This is a genomic window from Lentisalinibacter orientalis (genome assembly GCF_040706535.1).
GTDB lineage: Bacteria > Pseudomonadota > Gammaproteobacteria > Steroidobacterales > Woeseiaceae > Lentisalinibacter > Lentisalinibacter orientalis.
Genome location: NZ_JAPDRJ010000001.1, coordinates 1,190,163 through 1,207,085, shown reverse-complemented (window position 1 = coordinate 1,207,085; position 16,923 = coordinate 1,190,163). Strand labels below are relative to the sequence as shown.

The following is a 16,923-nucleotide window of genomic DNA, read 5'->3' as shown; positions in this document are numbered from 1 at the left end:
TCACGGTGCCACCACCTCGATCTCCACCGGCAGCTCGATCACGAACTCGCCGTCTGTCACCTCGATGCCAAACGAGGTTGCACCCGTCGTCGCGCTGCCCAGGCCGAACAGATAGAGGCTGTCCGGAGCCGGGTCGCCGTCGCCGTCCTCGGCCTCGTACAGTGCCCCGGCTTCCACGCTCGCGAACGGCCGGCAGCCGACGCCCTCCTGGGCCACTTCCAGCGAGGGCACGAGCAACACGTCGCAGATCCCGAACGTGGCCGTGCTCACGAAGGCGCCGAAGGTATCGGGTGCCGCAACCAGGAACTCGTAGGGCGCGCTCTCCGAGAACTCGACGGGCCAGCGGCCGTCGAAACTGCCCGGCACCGTAGCGTAGAGCTCCAGCGCCGGGTCCGCGCCGGCCGCCGGATTCACGCGATAGACGAAGCGCTCCGCGTTCGTGTCGTGATCCTGCACCTGCCAGTACAGCTGCCCGCCGATCACATCCAGCGCACCCATGTGGTTACTCAACGCCGGGAATACGCCGATGTTCAGCTCGGCCACCGTGCCGTCCGCCGGATCGCCCGACCAGGTCAGCATGGAAAGCGGATCGCCGTTGTTCCCCTTCCGTGCGGACGGCGCGACGACCATGACCACCCGGCCGTCCGGCATGACCACCGTTTCGGGCGCCACGTCGATGGGTGACAGCGTCTCGATCAGCGCGGCCGGCTCGAGCAGCGTCTCGCCGCTGATCTGATCGACCACGAAGGCATTCGGCTCGATGAGGAAAGTGGCGAAGCCGATCGGCTCGCCGCCGGCCTCCTCGAGGCTTGCGAACAGCAGGGCCGTCTCACCGGTCTGCTCGATGCCGAGCAGCGTGTCGTCCGTGGCGGTGGCGCCGAAATCGGCCTTCGTGAACACGGTGGTGAACTCGTTGCCGCCCGGCTCGGTGCACCAGAGCCCGAACTCGCCGAGCAGCGCGCAGTAGCGCTGGTCCACCACGACGCTTCGCATCGGCACACTGCCGGCGCAGCTGCCGTAGGGCGCAGAGACCGTGCCGTCGGCCGCGTCCACCCGGTACCAGCGGTTCTCGCCGGCCGCCGGATCCGGGCCGCAGTAGTGCAGATCGCCGGTGCGCGGGTCGACCGCCGTTTCGGTGATCAGCACACCCGCCAGGCTCTCCGGCGGCACCACGGAGATCAGCGTCTCGGCCGCCGCCGGGTCGTAGCGGAACAGCTCGCCGCCGGCGAGGAACCAGGCGGCCGGCGCGCCGCGGACCGTGCTGAAGCCTTCGGCAGCGGCCTCGAGCACCAGGCTGCGCGTGCGCGTCGAGAGGTCATAGGCGACCACCCGATCGGTGCCGGCGAAGTCCTCGGCCGCGCCGGTCTCGGACAGGACCACCAGGCCGCCGTCGGCGAACACCTCCCAGCTCACGATCTGCGGATCGGACAGACGGCCGGCCAGCAGGTTGGCAGGCGTGAAAGCGGCGTCGTAATAGGTGGTGAACAGCAGGTCCACGCCGCCATTGAAGAGGTTACCGCCGCCCTCGATGACCGCGCCGTCGGGATACTGTCCGGGCACGACGGCGCCCATGACCAGCGCGTCGGCGATGATGAACTCCATGGCGTACTCGGTGCCGGGGACGACGGGCACCGCGCCGAAGCGGAACTCCATTAACGTGCCGCGCGGCACGTCCGGCAGGGTGGCGGTGACGAGCGGCTCACCGACCCGCAGCGCAGACCGCGGCCAGACGTTGACGGTGACGTCGGAAGAGAACGCGCCCGTGCCACTCAGGAAGGCGTCGATGCCGGTCAGCGACGCCTGCTGCGGCACGAAGGTCTGTACCACCGGATCGCCGAGGCCGCCGCTGATGGTGCCCCCGCTCACCTGGTCCGCGAGTGGCACCGACGGGACGAAGGCCTCGTCGTAATAGGTGCGGAAGAATACGTCCGAACCGGTGCGGCCCACGACCTCGCCATCGGCGTAGCCGTCGCCGGTGGTACCGATCAGCAGCGTGGAGAAACGGAACTCCAGCGCATAGGCCTGACCCGGCACGACCGGTATCGGATCGAAACGGAACGGGATCTCGGTGAGGCGCGGGTGATCCGTGATGGTCGCGGTCGCCAGCGGTTCGCCGACACCGACGGCACCCGCGAACCAGACGTTGAGGGTGACGTCCGCCGTCAGCTCCGACGTCCCGTTCAGATAGGCGTCTACGCCGGCGAGATTGGTCTGCTGCGGCACGAAGGTCTGCACCACCGGCGTGCCGATGCCGCCGCTGACGCCCGCATCGTTCACCTGATCGAGCGCCAGCACGGGCTCGGTCGTCGACGAATAGAGGAAGCCCGTGCCGGTGTCCTCGACCCGGCCGATGGAGGGCTGGCGGAGGATCGCGCCGATCGTGAGGATATCCTCGTCCGGATCCTCGGCGAAGGCGAGCAGCTGCTCATAGGTCCACTCGAAGGTGTCACCGCTAACGACCTGCGCGAAGGGCGCGGCCGCGACGAACGGCGGGTCGTTGACCGGATTCACCGTGACGGTGACCTGGCCGATATCCGCCAGGCCCGACTGGTTGGTGACCACCACCTCGAACTCGAGGTCCAGCGGCTGCAGGGTGACCGGCGCCGTGAACGTGGCCTGGCTCGTGTTGTCTCCCTGGAGCGGTACCGTCGGTGCGCCGGTATCGATCTGCGCCCAGGAATAGCTGAGCGTCTCGCCGTTCGGGTCGGTACTGCCGGAGGCGTCCAGGGTGACCGGCTCGCGCTCGTCGGCGACGAGAGCAGTGCTCGCCAGCAGCACGTCCGGCGGCAGTGCGGAGGCCTCGGTATCGTTCAGCGTGACCAGCACGACCCCGTCGTCGGCCACGGTGGCGTTGTCGGCGCTGGTGATGCGCACGGAGAACGACTCGGCGCCCTCGTCGACGCCGTCGGCGAATATCGGCACCTCGATGAGCGCGCTCATCTGGCCGGGCTCGATGGTCACGCAGCCCGTGACGGCCTGGAAATCCTCGCCGGCCGTGGCAGTGTCCGCCACATCGACGAAGGCCTCGTAGCAGACGGTGACCGCCTCGTCGTACATGCGGTTGAGTTGCACGGCGACCAGCGCGCTGCCACCCGGACCGGCGGGTTCGAAGACGACGAAGTCGGCCTCCACCGTCACCGTCGGCAGCACCGGGTTGTCGCTGCATTCGTCGAAGGCGTCATTCGGGCAGGGATCTGCGCCGTCGGCCACGCCGTCGGCATCGCTGTCCGTCACCCAGGGCAGGGTCAGCCGGTCCACCGGCACGCCCACCTCGGCGATGTTCACGAAGCCGTCGGCGTCCGAATCGCTGTCGCGGACGAGCAGGGTGGCGTCCGCCTGTATCTCGGGCGCGGCGCCGGGCAGCAGATTCAGCCGCACCTGGTAACGGCGCTCCCGGTCGGCCTCGAGCCTTGCCGTCAGCTCCGCCTCGTCAAACCATACCGGGCAGCGATCGAGGAACGCATTCCAGTCCGCCTCGTCGGCCTGCAGGATGGGCACGAGCTCCGCCCGTATGAGGCAGCTGCCGTCGAAACTGCGGCGCAACTGCGCCGCCATGTAATCGTCCGAGCGCGTCCCGGGCACGCCGGCGTAGAAACGCGCTCGCAGCCACTCGCCCAGCGTCGCCAGCGGATTGCCGGTGGCCAGGGCCGCGACCACTTCGGCGTGGCTGTCGTCCAGGGTGAAGTCGTCCGCGCCGAGTGCGCCGAGGGCATCCTCCCATTCGGTCACGTAGGGCGAAGGTTCGCCGGACAGGCCGCCGAACACCGGCTCCGCGGGCAGCCACTCGTACACCGGCTGGCCCGGCTGGAACACGCGGGTGAGGATCTGCAGGTCCTCGTCGCCGGCCAGCCGCGCCTCCTCGCTGAGTGCGGACTCGATCACGGCGACTTCGAGGGTGCTGGCCTCGTCCAGCACCGGCGTGGCGGGCAGCACCAGCCGGACGGCGAGGAAGTCGACGAATGCCGCGCGCCACTCGTCCGGCGTCGTCCAGGTGCCCTCGCCCCGCTCCGTGAGCATGTCCACCGGGGTCACGTCGGACTCCCGCGGCAGCCACAGCTTGTAGACGCGGCTGTAGCCGAGAGGCCGCTCCCACGCCGTTTCGGCCGGCGGCGCGTAGCGGTGCACCGCGCCCAGCACCAGGCTGTCGCCGGCGGGCAGCCGCATCTCGGGCAGATCGTCGGCTGCCAGGGCCGCACCGACGCCGCTCATGCGACGGCGCGGCGCGATCTGATCCGCCGTCAGCCCGGCAGCGGTGATCTCGTCGTCCCGCAACAGGGTAGCGGCGTCGAAGGCCACGCGCCCTGCCAGGTCCGCGGCCGCCACGTTCCACCAGCGCATGCCCTGCCGGGTGCCGCCGATGCCGTTGGCGAAGGCGGTGTCGTTGAACAGCGTGAAGACGAGGTCCGTATCGCCCGCCACCGCCGCGCCGTCGATCTCCACCACGCCGCCTCCGGCCAGCGTATCGGCGCCGGTCGTCTGCAGCGCGGCCGCGCTCTTGCGGAACTCCAGGTACACCGGCTGGCCCGGCTGCAGAGCCACCGGCTCGAAGCGGAAACTGACCGGCAGCGCGGTGCCCGGATCGATCGGCACGTCCTCCAGCGTCCGCGACACCAGCAGCTCGCCGTCGCGCAGCGAGCCCTGCCAGACATTCAGCGTGATGTCGTCGAGCGTCCGGGTCTCGTCCGCCATAGCCGTGACCGCCACGTCGACGCCGGCGAGGTTATCGGCGCTCGCCGTGAAACTCTGCACCACGATGCCGGGGTAGGGGTCGGCGGCGGCCGCGCCCGCGCTCTGCTGGCCGGCGGTCACCGCGGCCGGCGGCGGCGTCACCAGGCTGCCGGCGCCCGGCGCCACGGTGCGCTCCACCTCGTACAGCCGGCTGGCTGCGGGGAAGTCCTTGAAGCGCAGACGCTGCTGCTCGTCGAATTCGGTCGCCAGGGTGCCATCCGGTTCGGGAGCCGACACCTCGCCGGTGCAATCGGCCGGATCGGCCGAGACGACGTAGTTGCCACCGCTCGAATTGCCGCTGACGAACGCGCGCAGCGCGAAGGTGGAGACGCTGTCACCCGGAGCGAACGGCTCGGTACCTACCGGTACGCTGCCGTAGATCCGCCAGTTCGAGCCAGATATCGATTCGATGCTGAAATCGGCGATGGGCCCGTCCAGCCAGCGGTCTGGCGGGAATTCGCCGGTGTCCTTCGGCGAGCTGCGAACGATGGGCTCCTGGCGGGTGATCTGCGTCTGCTCGCCGAAGTTCACGCGGATCGCTTCCTCGCCCGAACGGAAGGGGAAGCCGTCGGCGCCGACGCCGACGACGATGTCGTAGCCCTCGACGTCGTCGGCCTCGGCGAAGAACCGCAGGTCGAAGTAGAAGATGTCGCCGTCCGTGCAGAACGTCGCGTCCTGAACCCGGGTGGGGCTGCCCGGCTCGAACAACTGGTAATCGACGTTGGGGGTGCCGCCCGTAGTGCCGCCCGAGCCGTCGCCGAGATCGATGCCGGTCACCGGCTCGCCGAGCTGTGGTTCCGGGTCGAGATGGTTGGTACCGCGCAGGATCTCGTCGAAGTCCGACCAGTTGTCCGCATCGGAGTCCAGCGGCAGTCCCGCTGCGTCGAGGCAGCTGGTGTCGCCCGTGACCGGCGCGCCGGTGGCCGGGTCGAGGCAGTAGCGGCGCAGCCACTCGTCGAACTCGCTCCAGCCGTCGCCGTCGGTATCGGCGGTCCAGTCGTCCTCGAGCGGATTCAGGCCCATGTCGATCTCGACCGCGTCGGGTATGCCGTCGCCGTCGGTGTCGCGGCGCTGCTGGGAGGGGTCGATGACCAGGTTGAAAGTGGCCTGATCCGTGGCGACCACGCTGCCGCCGGAGCTCAGCTGCGCCTGCACCGAGAAGCTGCCGTTATCCACCAGGTAGAGCACCTCCTGGTAGTAGCCGTTCTCGCCGACGACTTCGTCGCTCTGCGCGATCGCCACGGTGTCGCTGCGCACGACAGTGGTGGTGGCCGTGTCGGTGACGCTCCAGCTGAGCGAGTGGTCGGCGGCAGCCAGCCGTTCGGCGCTGACACCGATGGTCACGGCGACGGTGCCGGTGTAGTCGCCGCCGGCCGGGTTGATCACGAGGTCGCGGTGGCCGCCCGCATCGCCGGCGCCGAGCACGAGCGCGGCGTCGCCGATGCCGATCAACGACACCGCCGGCTGCCCGGACGTCATGGGAACCGTGCTCGACGGCAGGGTGTTGATGAGGACCGGGTCGCCTACGCCGATGCCGAGCAGGCTGGCGTAATCCTTCGTGACCTGGTTCAGCCACGCGCCGTCGCTGTAGCCGGTGACCTGGCCCGTCTGCGGGTCCACCAGCCAGAGGTTGGCCGTGTCGCCGTTGAACAGCGGGCTCGCCGCCTCCTGGGCGCCTGCTATTCCCGAGAGACCGGCCAGCAGCAGCGCAGCCGCGGCCGGTGCCGGCGAGATGGTCCTTGCCCTGCGCATCAGTTGGCCCCTCCCACCCAGTCGCTGACCCGCCACTCCACCGGCGCCTGGTTCTCGTCGAAGTACACCGCCTGGTACCGCCACTCGTAGGGCTCGGCACCCGCGTTGTCCCGCGACAGGCGGAACGGATAGCGATCGACGAACCAGACGGCGACACCCGCACCCGTGAAATCGCTATTGTCCACCAGCTCGATGTACGGATCGTTCAGCGTCCAGATGGAGATGTTGCGGTCCGAGATCTCGATGACCTCGCGGTCGAAATGCACGTAGTCGATCAGCGGCGAGATCTGGATCCAGTCGGAGGGCGGCTCCGCACTGCCCTGGACCCGACTCTGCCGGTACAGAATGAAATCCAGTGCTTCGGCGATGGCCGAGCGGCTCCGCGCGAGCCCGCCGGAAAGGCACTGGTAGGTATCGAAGTTGCGCTCGGCGATATCGGGCACCACCGGGTCGGTGACGTTGCCCTGCCCCGGCCGCAGCAGCTGGCAGTCGGGGAAATCCTGGATGCCGTTCGGCGCCGGCAGCAGCGCGGGCGTCTGCGTGAGCTCCAGCGCGAGGAAAGGCTGCAGCTGGCGGAAGCCGGTGATGAAACCCGCCGCCAGCGGCTCTCCCTGGGGCACACCGGTCACCAGCGGCCAGGGCAGATACTCGGGCAGGTCCTCGCCGCCGGCCGTGCGGGTGAAGCAGCGCTCCGTGGTCCAGTCCGACGTGCGCGCCCGGCCGTTGCCGTCATCGCGGCCTACCGAGAGCAGGCTGAGGCAGAAACGGTCCCTGCTGCCCTGCCGGGGATCGACGGGCACGTTGAAGCTCACGCTGGCGCCCGGCTCCTCCGCCATTACGGGGATACTCTCGACCGAGCGCCTGGTCTCGCCGCCGGGCGGCTCGTAGTCCAGCCGCGCCAGCGTCGTCGCCACCTCCTCGGCCGGCAGCCGGAAGGTGAAGCGGGCCAGCGAGTCGTCGACGGCGAAGGTCAGTATCTGCGGCGGCGCCGGCGGCTTCGGATTCGACGGCGCCAGCGTGCACGGGATGTGCACCACCGCCGAGATGTTGTTGTTCTCGTCGCTGGCGATGGCGTAGCCGCAGAACTGCCCGCCGCGGGGCCGATAGTTGATGAGTCCGCCCGGATCGCAGGTGCTGCCGACGCGGGTGGAAGTGCCGTCCATGTTCTCGAACAGGGCAATGCAGGTGCGGCTGGTCGGGTCGTCGGGCTGGTTCACCGTTACCGTCACGCCGCCGGGCACGAGGTCGCCGGCCTCGGCGGGAACCAGGTCGTCGACGAGTTCCGGTACGAGGCGGACGCTGCCCGTCTTACAGAAGTCGATGTTCTCCGGAATCGCCACATCGCAGGCCACGCCGCCGGTCTTCTCCGTGGCCGGGAACTCGATCACCACGTCCTGGTTCTCGCACTGGGACGCGATCTGCTGACACTGGTTCGTGTTGGGCGACAGGAGAGAGGAGGCAGTGTAAGAGCCCGAGGCACAGCTGATCGTGAAGCTCGTGCCCTTCTCGTCCTTGTCGCTGCTGATCTCCTCCTCGAAGCTCCAGGCCGCGTTCGGATCGGTCTCGGCGCGGCAGCCGCGCACGACCTCTCCCGGCTTCTCCACGTCGACCAGCGGCGGCGGCGGCGGATCCCGGTCAGGGAAGATGCCGCGCTGGGGCGAACTCAGGTGGCTCAGCCGTCCCACCGGCGCAGCCGGCGTGACCGCCTCCGAGGCGATGCGGTACCAGTACACGGCATCCCGGTTGTCCTGCACGATGTTGCCCTGGGAATCCCGCTCGACGAAGGCAGGCACGCGGTCCCGCAGCCGCACCACGGGCCGGGCGTTCGGATTGAACAGGCGGGGAATCGAGAGTTCGGCGCCGCTGTTCGTCGCCGGCCAGATCAGGTAGTTCGGCGCGCCGTCCGGCTGCCGGGTGGCGTCGCACTGGCTGCCGAGGCTGCGCTCGAACAGGTCATAGCGCCCGTTGCCGTCGAGGTCCGGCACCTCGGCCTTGTCCTCGACGCCGTCGCCGTCGCTGTCGCGGAAGCGGCCGGCCACGTCGAAATCGGTGAAGCGGTAGACGCGGTAGCGGTTCACGTCCAGCCGTACGCTGTTGTTCCGGCCCGCCGCACAGTTGCCGCCCAGCGGCGCATATTCCAGCAAGCCGGTGGTGGTCGCCTCGATCACGTTGCAGAACAGCCGCGTGCCGGTATAGGCGTCGGCGTAGGTATCGACATTCACCTCGTCCCAGGTGAGCGCGAGCGTCTCGGGGGCGCCGGTTAGATCCGGGCTGGTGCGGTCCGGGAAGGTGCGCACGTTCCAGGGCGCCGGCGGCCGGGTCAGGTACGGCACCTGCACGATCGTCGCGGCCGTGGGGCCGTAGCTGCCCGTGAAATCACGGGGCACCAGATAGTAGGCGCGGCGGTCGCCCGGCCGCACGCCCGCGCGGGCCAGCGTGTCACGCGCCTCCAGCCACTTGGGCTCGACGGGCACCTGCTCCTCGGGCACGTCCGGCAGGTCGACGCCGGCCTCGCGCAGCCGGTCCCGGGCCGCCAGCCAGTCCGGGTCGACGACGCGTTTGCCCGGATCCACGATCAGCGAGACGTTGACCTTCTCGACACCCGGTATCTGCGGCCGGCCGCGGCTGTCCACCCCGGCGCCTGCCGCCAGCGCCGCGATGTCGCGGGCCGGCGGGGTCGCCACGGAGGGGTCGAGGTTCTCGGTCGTGCGGTAGATGTCGAAACCGGCGATATAGGTCTGCGCGGCCACGCGGTCGGTGACGACGTCGGCTCCCGGGGCGGCCCAGTCGAGCATTACGGTGAAATGGTCCTTGCCGGACTCCGGCAGGTCGCAGCGATAGTCCGTATAGCGGATCTGTCGGAACTCCGTGGCCCCGAGCGGCTGCTGCACCTGTGTCAGGTCGATCCGGACTTCGCCCACCTTCACGGTGGCGCCCGCCGCGTTCACGGCCAGCAGCTCGTAACCGGCGATATCGCCGCCGCCGGCCCCGGCCGGCGCGGTGTCTATCCAGGCGCGGTTGCGGGCACGCGCGACGTTGAAGTCCGTGCGCGAGCCGAGCATGGCCCAGAGCGGGTTGAAAGTACCCGATGCCGGGTCGATCAGCGCATGCAGCTCGCCGGCGAACTGGTTGGCGGAGAACGGACGGCCGGCATCGCTGGCGAGTTCCGCGAGACGGGTGATGGTCTCGAGCCTGCGACGCGTCTGACCCGGCTCCTGGTAGAGGGCCGCGATCTCCTGCACCGGCTTCACCGTCAGCGCGGGGAAGTCCGGCTCGACGGCCGTACCGTTACGCACCACGCGGAAGGCGGTGACGTCGGGCGGCAGCTGCCCCTCCAGCACGTCCCAGCGCAGGTAGACCTCGGTGCGTGCCGGCTGCACCGCGTCGTTCACGACCACCCGGCCGAGGAAGTAGAACTGGCTCTCGGCTGCCTGTGCCGCCGTTGCGGAGAAGAGCGCCGCGGCCGCGAGCAGCGCGGCGATGGCAGCGGCGAACGAGTTACGGATATCGAGCATGCTGCTACCCATCAGAAGATCGCCTTCGGCGACGGCGGATCGAACAGCCAGTTGCCGTTATCGAAGGTGGCGCGGAATTGCACGTCACCGGTGCCGCACCAGGAGTCTCTGCGGCTGCGCGGCACGCTGGTCCAGGTGCCCGGGTCGCAGTCGAACCCGGCGCCGGCCACGCCCCACGCCTCGCCGGTGAGTTTCAGGTCGCCGTCGGTGCTGACGCTGCCGCCCACGGTGACCTTGCCCTTGATGGCGGCGATGCAGGCCACCTGGCCGACGGCACCGCCGCCGACCAGGCCGCCGAGCACGGTCGGCTGACCCACGAATATCCACTGGCCGAAGTCCGCAGAGACGCCGACGTTCAGCGCGCAGCCGCCCGGGATGATGGGAATGGTGGCGCCGCCGCGCATGTACGCGCCGGTGAAGCCGCTCGCGGGCAGCGAGGGCAGGAACTTCTCCACCTGGGGGTCGAGGTCCGTCAGCACCGTATTGCCCGGACAGACGCGCCCGATGAGGAAGGCCACGTCGGCGGTGAGGCCGCTGAACGAGGCACCGGCCGTGGCGCCGACGTAGGTCTGCAGCTCGCCGAGCCCGGCGGCGAAGCCCGGGTCGAAGACGATGGCGTCACTGAAGCCGATCTCGCCGATGGTATTGATGCCGCCGAACACCCCGATGGGCAGCAGCGCCGGCCCCGGGCCGTCCTCGTTGCCTTCCAGCGTGAAGCCGAGATACAGCTTCTCGATCGTGATATCCGCCGCCAGCACCTTGATGGGCAGGCCGTAGGCCGAGATCTTCACGTCGAGCAGGCTCTCGCTCTCGCCCACGGCGCAGGCCGTCGGCGTATTGAGATCCGGATCGATGTTGCGCGCCGACCAGCTCTCGGCATCCAGCGCCGCCCCGAAGGTGGTGCTGTCGCCGTCGCCGGAGCCTCTCATCGTCCAGCCGGCGCTGATGTGCGCCCGCTCGAGCTCGTTGCCCGCGATGGTGGCGAAGCCGTTGACCTCGGCGGCCTGCAGCGGTATGGCCCGCACGACTGCGGTGGCCTCGGCCAGGGCGTCGTTCACGGGGCCGGTGACGCTCGCGAGCGCCTCGCGGATGACCTCGTTCAGTTGGTCGGTGTACTGCAGCACGATGCCGTTCAGCGAGGTGCCGATCTCCGCGAAATGGCGGTCCATGGCGAGGCGCAGATCGCGCACCGGCTGGGTGCGCATGATCTCTGTCGCCAGCAGCCGCCGGAGCTCGTCCGGCGTCATATAGGCGCCGGGCAGCGTATCCTCTGTCCAGGACACGAGAATGCCCTGGGCCTCGTCGAGCTCCGCGCCGAGGGCGCCGAGCGCGGTGCCGAACACCAGCCCGGCGAGGTCGCGATCCGTGGTGCTCTGCGGATCGTCCACTGCGATGCGGTTGATGCCGAACTCGCCCTGCACGTCCAGCGGTCCGTTCAGGCCCGAGCAGCGGGGGCCGGCATTGGTGGCGTTGTAGAGCGAACACTCGATCAGCGCGACGAGCTGGTCACCGTTGAAGTTGTCGCCCTCGGCGCCGATGGCCTCCAGCGTCTCCTCCAGCGTCGTGATGGGCGTCAGGATGCGGTCGCTCAGCAGCTGCCGCGCATCCTTCAGCGCATTCAGCGGCGGCGCGATCGCGGCGAGGGTCGGCTCCAGCTGGTCGATGCGGCTGCGGATGTCCCGGGTAAGATCGAACACGCGCAGCAGCACGGTCTGCGCATCATCCGTCTGGCAGATCACGTCGCGCACCGCCTGATCGGCGGCGCCAACGAACTCCAGCAGCTCCTCGGTGGCATTGCGGATGCGCTGTCGCGCAGTGGCGAGCCGGCGCTTGACGTCCTCGTTCTTCGCCAGCGTCTCGGCGGCATCGAAGATCCGGTTGGTGTTGCGGATGACGTCCGCCACGTCGCGCACGGCGGAGACGCGCACCGCCACGTCCTCGAGGTAGCCGTTGCCCTCGCCGCCCGGCGTGATGCCGTCGCGGCAGGCGCGGTCCGCGAAGGTCACGGCCTGGGAGACGGCCAGATCCACGTCCAGGGTGGCCTGTCGCAGGGCGGCGAGCTGATCCGCCGCCTCGTTGGTCAGGTCTTCCACCTGGGTGATGGCATCGCCGGCGCGGGCATCCACCTCGGCCACCGCGGCACGGACCTCGTCCAGCACACCGCGGAGTTCGTCGAGGTCGGCCAGCGCGGCCTCGAGCTGCTCGCCCTGCAATCCCTGGGGCAGGTTACGAATCAGTTGCTCGGCCGCGGCAAGCTCGGTGCGCATCTCGTTCTCCAGCCCGAGCAGCCGGCTGGCGAGGGGACGCTCTATCTCGGAACGGATCAGGCCGATGGCCTGCTGCGGCACGCCCTGCACCTTCGCCAGCAGTTCGCTGGCGGTGACGAAGGGGTCCTGGTTGTTCGGCGTCAGCGGCGCCGTGGCCTCGCCGATCTCCTCCAGCGAAGCCTCGATGCCGCGCTGCAGCAGCTCGTCCATGCCCCGGCCGGCGTACCGGTTCACCACGTTCACGGTGTCGAGGAAATCGGTCAGCGCCGGCTCCAGCAGCGGGCCGTTGATGATGCCGAGATCCTCCAGCGTGCGGTCCACCGCGGCAGCGCTGTCCGGGTCGGTGATGTCGATCTGGATGCTCAGGCCTTCAAGCCGCGTGAAGTCTGCGCTGGCGCCGAAGCTGAGCTTGGTGCGGTCCGGCTCGATGAAGTTGATGCCCGCGCGGGCGTCGAGCACGAACAGGTCGTAGGTGAGATCACGGCCGAGGAAGCGGGACTGTAGACCGCGGGCATCCTCGTCGCTGTTGCCGGAGTCGAGCTGCCAGGGCTGGTAGTAGACCGGCAGCTGGAAGCCGAAGCCGGTGCGGCCCCATTCGTAGCGGGCGGTCAGGTTCAGCGTGTCGTCGTTTTCGCCGTCCTGTATCGCCTCCTCCAGCAGGTCACGATTGCGTTGCGCCTGTGTGCGCGATGCGAGCTTGCCCTGGGGCAGCACCACCGTCGGCTCGGCGGCTACTTCGGAGAATCGACGCTGGTTGGCTATGCGCAAATCCGCCTCCAGGGAATTCCAGAACGGCACGCCCACCTGGGTGTTGCCGAGCGTCAACCAGCCGTAGCCGTCTCCGTCGACCGAGGCGGCGCCGAGTTCGGCACCGTTCGTGCGCACCGGGAAGCCCTGTCCTTCGTCGCTGCGATCGAAGCGATAGGTGGCAAGCTCGCCGCTCCTCTGATCCGAAAGCGACCCGGTCGGATCCCAGAAGGTGTCGAACGCCACCGGCTTGTCCAGCGCGGCGAAGTTCATCTGGTGCTGCAGGAAGAAGTCCTGGCGGCCGACGGCACAGACCTCGCCGACGCTGCCTCCGTCGAAGCCCGCGGCGAAGATGTCGGTGGGCGTCTTCCAGCTGTAGAGCACCGGGCTGCAGTTCTCGTCGGTAAACCCGTTGGAGTTGTTATCGACGCCGTCCTCGCAGCGCTCATAGAGCAGATCGACGTTGCCGAGACGGGCGCTGCAGTCGATTTCGAGGTTGGTGAAATGGATGTCCAGGCCGCTCGGACCGCCCGCATCACCCTGCAGGGCCAGCCGTCCGTCGATCCAGGTGTAGTCGTCCAGCACGTTGTCCACGGCCCGCACCGCGAAGCGCGTCAGGTCCAGGTCGTAGCCGTAGAACTGCGGCGCGGCACCGCCGAGGCCCGCCGAGCGCACGTTGAACACGCCGGTGATGCCCGCGTTGCGGATGACGTATTTCACCGCCGGGGCGGAGTCGAGGGAGAAGGCAGGATCGACGCCGTTGTCGAGCCGCAGCGCGGTGCCGAGCAGTCCCACGTCCTGGCCGTCGCCGGTCTGGGGGATGCCCTGGGCGTCGCGATAGATCTCGGGCCCGATCGAGAGGCCGGCGGGATGATAATTGCCATCGACGAAGGCGTCGCTGCCGGCCGGGTACTTCTCGATGTCGCCGGGCGCGCCCGGCTCGTTCAGGTGGGCCAGCAGGTGGCCGCTCAGCGGCACGCCGTCGTCGGGGATGACGTAACCCGCCATCGCCAGCTTCAGCGTCTGCTGCAGCGTCAGGTCGTCCGGCCGGGACCAGGCGTGGCTGCCGTCCGCGCGCGCCCCGAAGCGCGGCGCGGCGTGACTGCCGTTGTTGCTGACGTCGCCGACCAGATAGCCGTCGCCGTCCAGCAGCAGCGAGGCGCCGGTGACCTCGAACTCGTCGGCCTGCCCCGTCACGCAGTCCGGACCGCTGCAGGAGGTCCGTTGCTCCAGCGCGAAGGACGTCAGGCCGATGGCGGCCGGCTGCAGGGCGTTGCCGTCGATAGTCTGGGTGAACGTCTGCCACTCGGCTCGGGCCTTCGGGAAGGCGGTGCGGCCTGCGCTCGCCGGACCGCCGGGCACGGTGACGTCACCGTCGATACCATCGGGCCCCAGAATCAGGGCGCCGGTGTTGGTGGCGACGTCGTTGTACCAGACGTCGTTGGAAACGATGCCGCCGCGGGCACGCGGGTCCTGGCTCGAGTAGCCCGGGTTCATGATGTAGCGCATGCCGCTGTAGCCGATCTCCAGCCCGGCCGGCGTCAGCGAGAAGCGAGAGATCCGGAAGGTAAACGGCCAGCCCTCGGCGTGCAGTTCGTTGACGAACGTGCCGCCCGGGATGATCGACGGCAGGAGGAACAGCCCCGGGAAGACGCTGGATTCGTCCCTGAGCGCGTCGTTGGTGTTGTCCAGCGTGAGCACCGAGTACACGCCATCGGGCAGCAGGAAGAACGCGGAGCTGTCCGGCGGTGCCGTGCCGCCGAAGGCGTCGAGCTGTCCCTCGACCATGACCGCCGGGCCGGGATCCGCCGCGCCGGCGTCGAAATCCACGCACAGCTGGCCGCTGGTGAACGGCTGTCCGAAACCGGCCTGGCCGTAGTTCGCGTCGATGGCGTACTGGCTCTCGGCGCAGCCGGCGTCGGCACCGTTGCTGACCTCGCTCACCACCACGATGTCGAGCTCCGTGTCGCCCACCAGCACGGTGTCGGGCACGGTGATCAGCGACGGCAGCGCGATGACGTCGGCCACCTGCGGATCCGCGCCGATGCGTGCCTGCAGCGACAGGTCCCAGCCGTTGGCCTGTGCATCCGCCGCTAGGGTAGCGAGTGCTGCGTCGTCGAGGCGGACCAGCGGCGTGCGTGGTTTCGCCGCCTCGCTCACGAGCTGCAGCGACTCCTGCCGGTAGATGTACGGCCCGAGGGGCACTTCGCCCTCGGTGCCGACGCTGCTCTCGGCCACCAGGAAGAAGTCCACCCGCCAGTCGCTCGCCTGGGGTGTGCACAGCGTCGGATCGGGACAGTCAGCGGCGAGGTCGATGAGCGTGTCGCCCACTGCCACGCGGCCCTCGACAAAGCCCAGCCCGGACTCCTGCCCGGTGAGCTCCGCACAGCTCGCATCGCCCAGGCCGAGCGCCGGGTTGCAGATGCGCGCGAGCTCGAAGCTCATCACCTGGATATCCGCCGCGGCCTGGTTGTCCAGGCTGGAGGGCGCGCCGTTACGCACCGAGACGCTGGCACTGCCCTGGTAGACCGGGTAGGCAGCGGTCTGCGAGGCGATGGTCACCGCGATGGTCTCGGTGCCCTCGGCGAGGGCGTCGATGATCAACGGGATCTCCACATTCGCGATGGAGTCGCCGGCCGGGATGGTCACGCGCTCGACGGTGCCGATGAAGTCCTCGCCGCTGGTCGCCGTGTCGGAGGCGATGGTAACGTCCACGATGACGGCCTCGGTGGCCGCCTCGCCCAGGCGCACGGAGATGCGGGCACGCCCGCTCGCTTCCCAGACCCTCGCCCCGCTGACGGAGACGGAGGCGGCGGGTGCGGTCTCCCATTCACAGGTGCCTTCGGCGATGCAGGTGAGTATCTGGGTGTCGATGCCGCCGAACAGATCCTGCGGCAGCGTGTAACCGGAGTTGTCGACGGCAGCGTCATAAACGAGACCGGCGGACAGGCCCGAGAGCGGGCCGAGGGCCGCCTGAGCGTCTTCCAGCGAATCGGCGGCGAGGATGCCGTCCACCAGTTCCCCGAACCCGCCGGCGTACAGCTCGTTGCTCTCCAGCTGCTGCACCACGCCGCCGGAATAGATGAGCAGCGCCAGGTTCGGGTCCGTGAGGTCGGACTCCTCGGTGATGTCGTTGAAGTCGAGCTGGGAGGGATCGGTGCCCTCGGGGAAGCCCAGCACGTCGCCCACCAGCGCGTCCTGCTGGTCGATCAGGTCGCCGGCGGAGAGCTCCGTGGTGGTCAGTTCCTGCAGGGCGAGCTCGGCGGAGAGCGTCGTCGCCAGGTTGATGTTGGCGTCGATGTCCTGGGTGCCCGTATCCAGCAGCAGCATGAGCGGCTCGTCGAGAACGACGATCTCGCCCGTGAACTCGCTGGTGAAAGAGCCCGTGGCCTCGAGCAGCGTGAGCTGGCCGGACTGGACCTCGACCGAGTAGTCCTGGCCGGTGACGGTGGCCGCTATCGGATCGGTGAACCCGCCGGTGCCGTCGTCGAAACCGAAGGCCGAGACGTCCAGGTCGTCGAACAGGCCCTTCTGGACCGTGCCGGAGATGGTGATGGTCGCAGGCGCCGGCGGCTCCGGCGGCGGCTCGGGGAATTCGTAGTCGTCTCCGCCGCTGCCCCCGCAGCCCGCGAGCACGAGGCTCGCGACCACGCCCAGTCCGAATGATGCTCCCCTGCCCCGATTTTTCGTCAGGTGCCGGAGTGCCGTCCCGTCTAGCACTCGATTGCCCACCCTTTCTTGTTCGTTATGGCGCCCGTTTACCGGGCGTTCTGCTTTAGCGGTGGTGAAGCTAGCAGAATTGAACTGGCATGCGTGCGTCACGCATACCCAATTTTTCAGGCAAGCATACCTATTTTTTGCGAAATCACGGGGATAGTTAACGTAACGACACGTAGGAGGGGCTTTAGCCCCGA

Annotated in this window: 3 protein-coding genes; all 3 read right to left on the bottom strand. The window is 69.1% G+C overall.

The features are described from left to right. The 3 genes from ACJMK0_RS05295 to ACJMK0_RS05285 are packed head-to-tail and all read right to left on the bottom strand — an operon-like array spanning position 1 to position 16,660. Positions 1-6,480 carry a PKD domain-containing protein gene (locus tag ACJMK0_RS05295; protein WP_405236207.1) on the bottom strand — a complete coding sequence of 2,160 codons (6,480 nt, stop codon included), beginning with the start codon at positions 6,478-6,480 and terminating at the stop codon, positions 1-3. Next, entirely contained in the window at positions 6,480-10,007 is a 3,528-nt protein-coding gene (locus tag ACJMK0_RS05290; protein WP_405236205.1) for a hypothetical protein, read from the bottom strand. Before ACJMK0_RS05290 ends, ACJMK0_RS05295 begins: the two co-directional genes overlap by 1 nt. Then, on the bottom strand, positions 10,007-16,660 hold the full coding sequence (locus ACJMK0_RS05285; protein WP_405236203.1) for a Calx-beta domain-containing protein: 6,654 nt from the start codon (positions 16,658-16,660) through the stop codon (positions 10,007-10,009). Before ACJMK0_RS05285 ends, ACJMK0_RS05290 begins: the two co-directional genes overlap by 1 nt. Positions 16,661-16,923: the final 263 nt, after the last annotated feature.

Coding starts and splice junctions, on each gene's coding strand:
- ACJMK0_RS05295 (WP_405236207.1), bottom strand. CDS start 6,480: ATGCGCAGGGCAAGGACCATCTCGCCGGCACCGGCCGCGGCTGCGCTG.
- ACJMK0_RS05290 (WP_405236205.1), bottom strand. CDS start 10,007: ATGGGTAGCAGCATGCTCGATATCCGTAACTCGTTCGCCGCTGCCATC.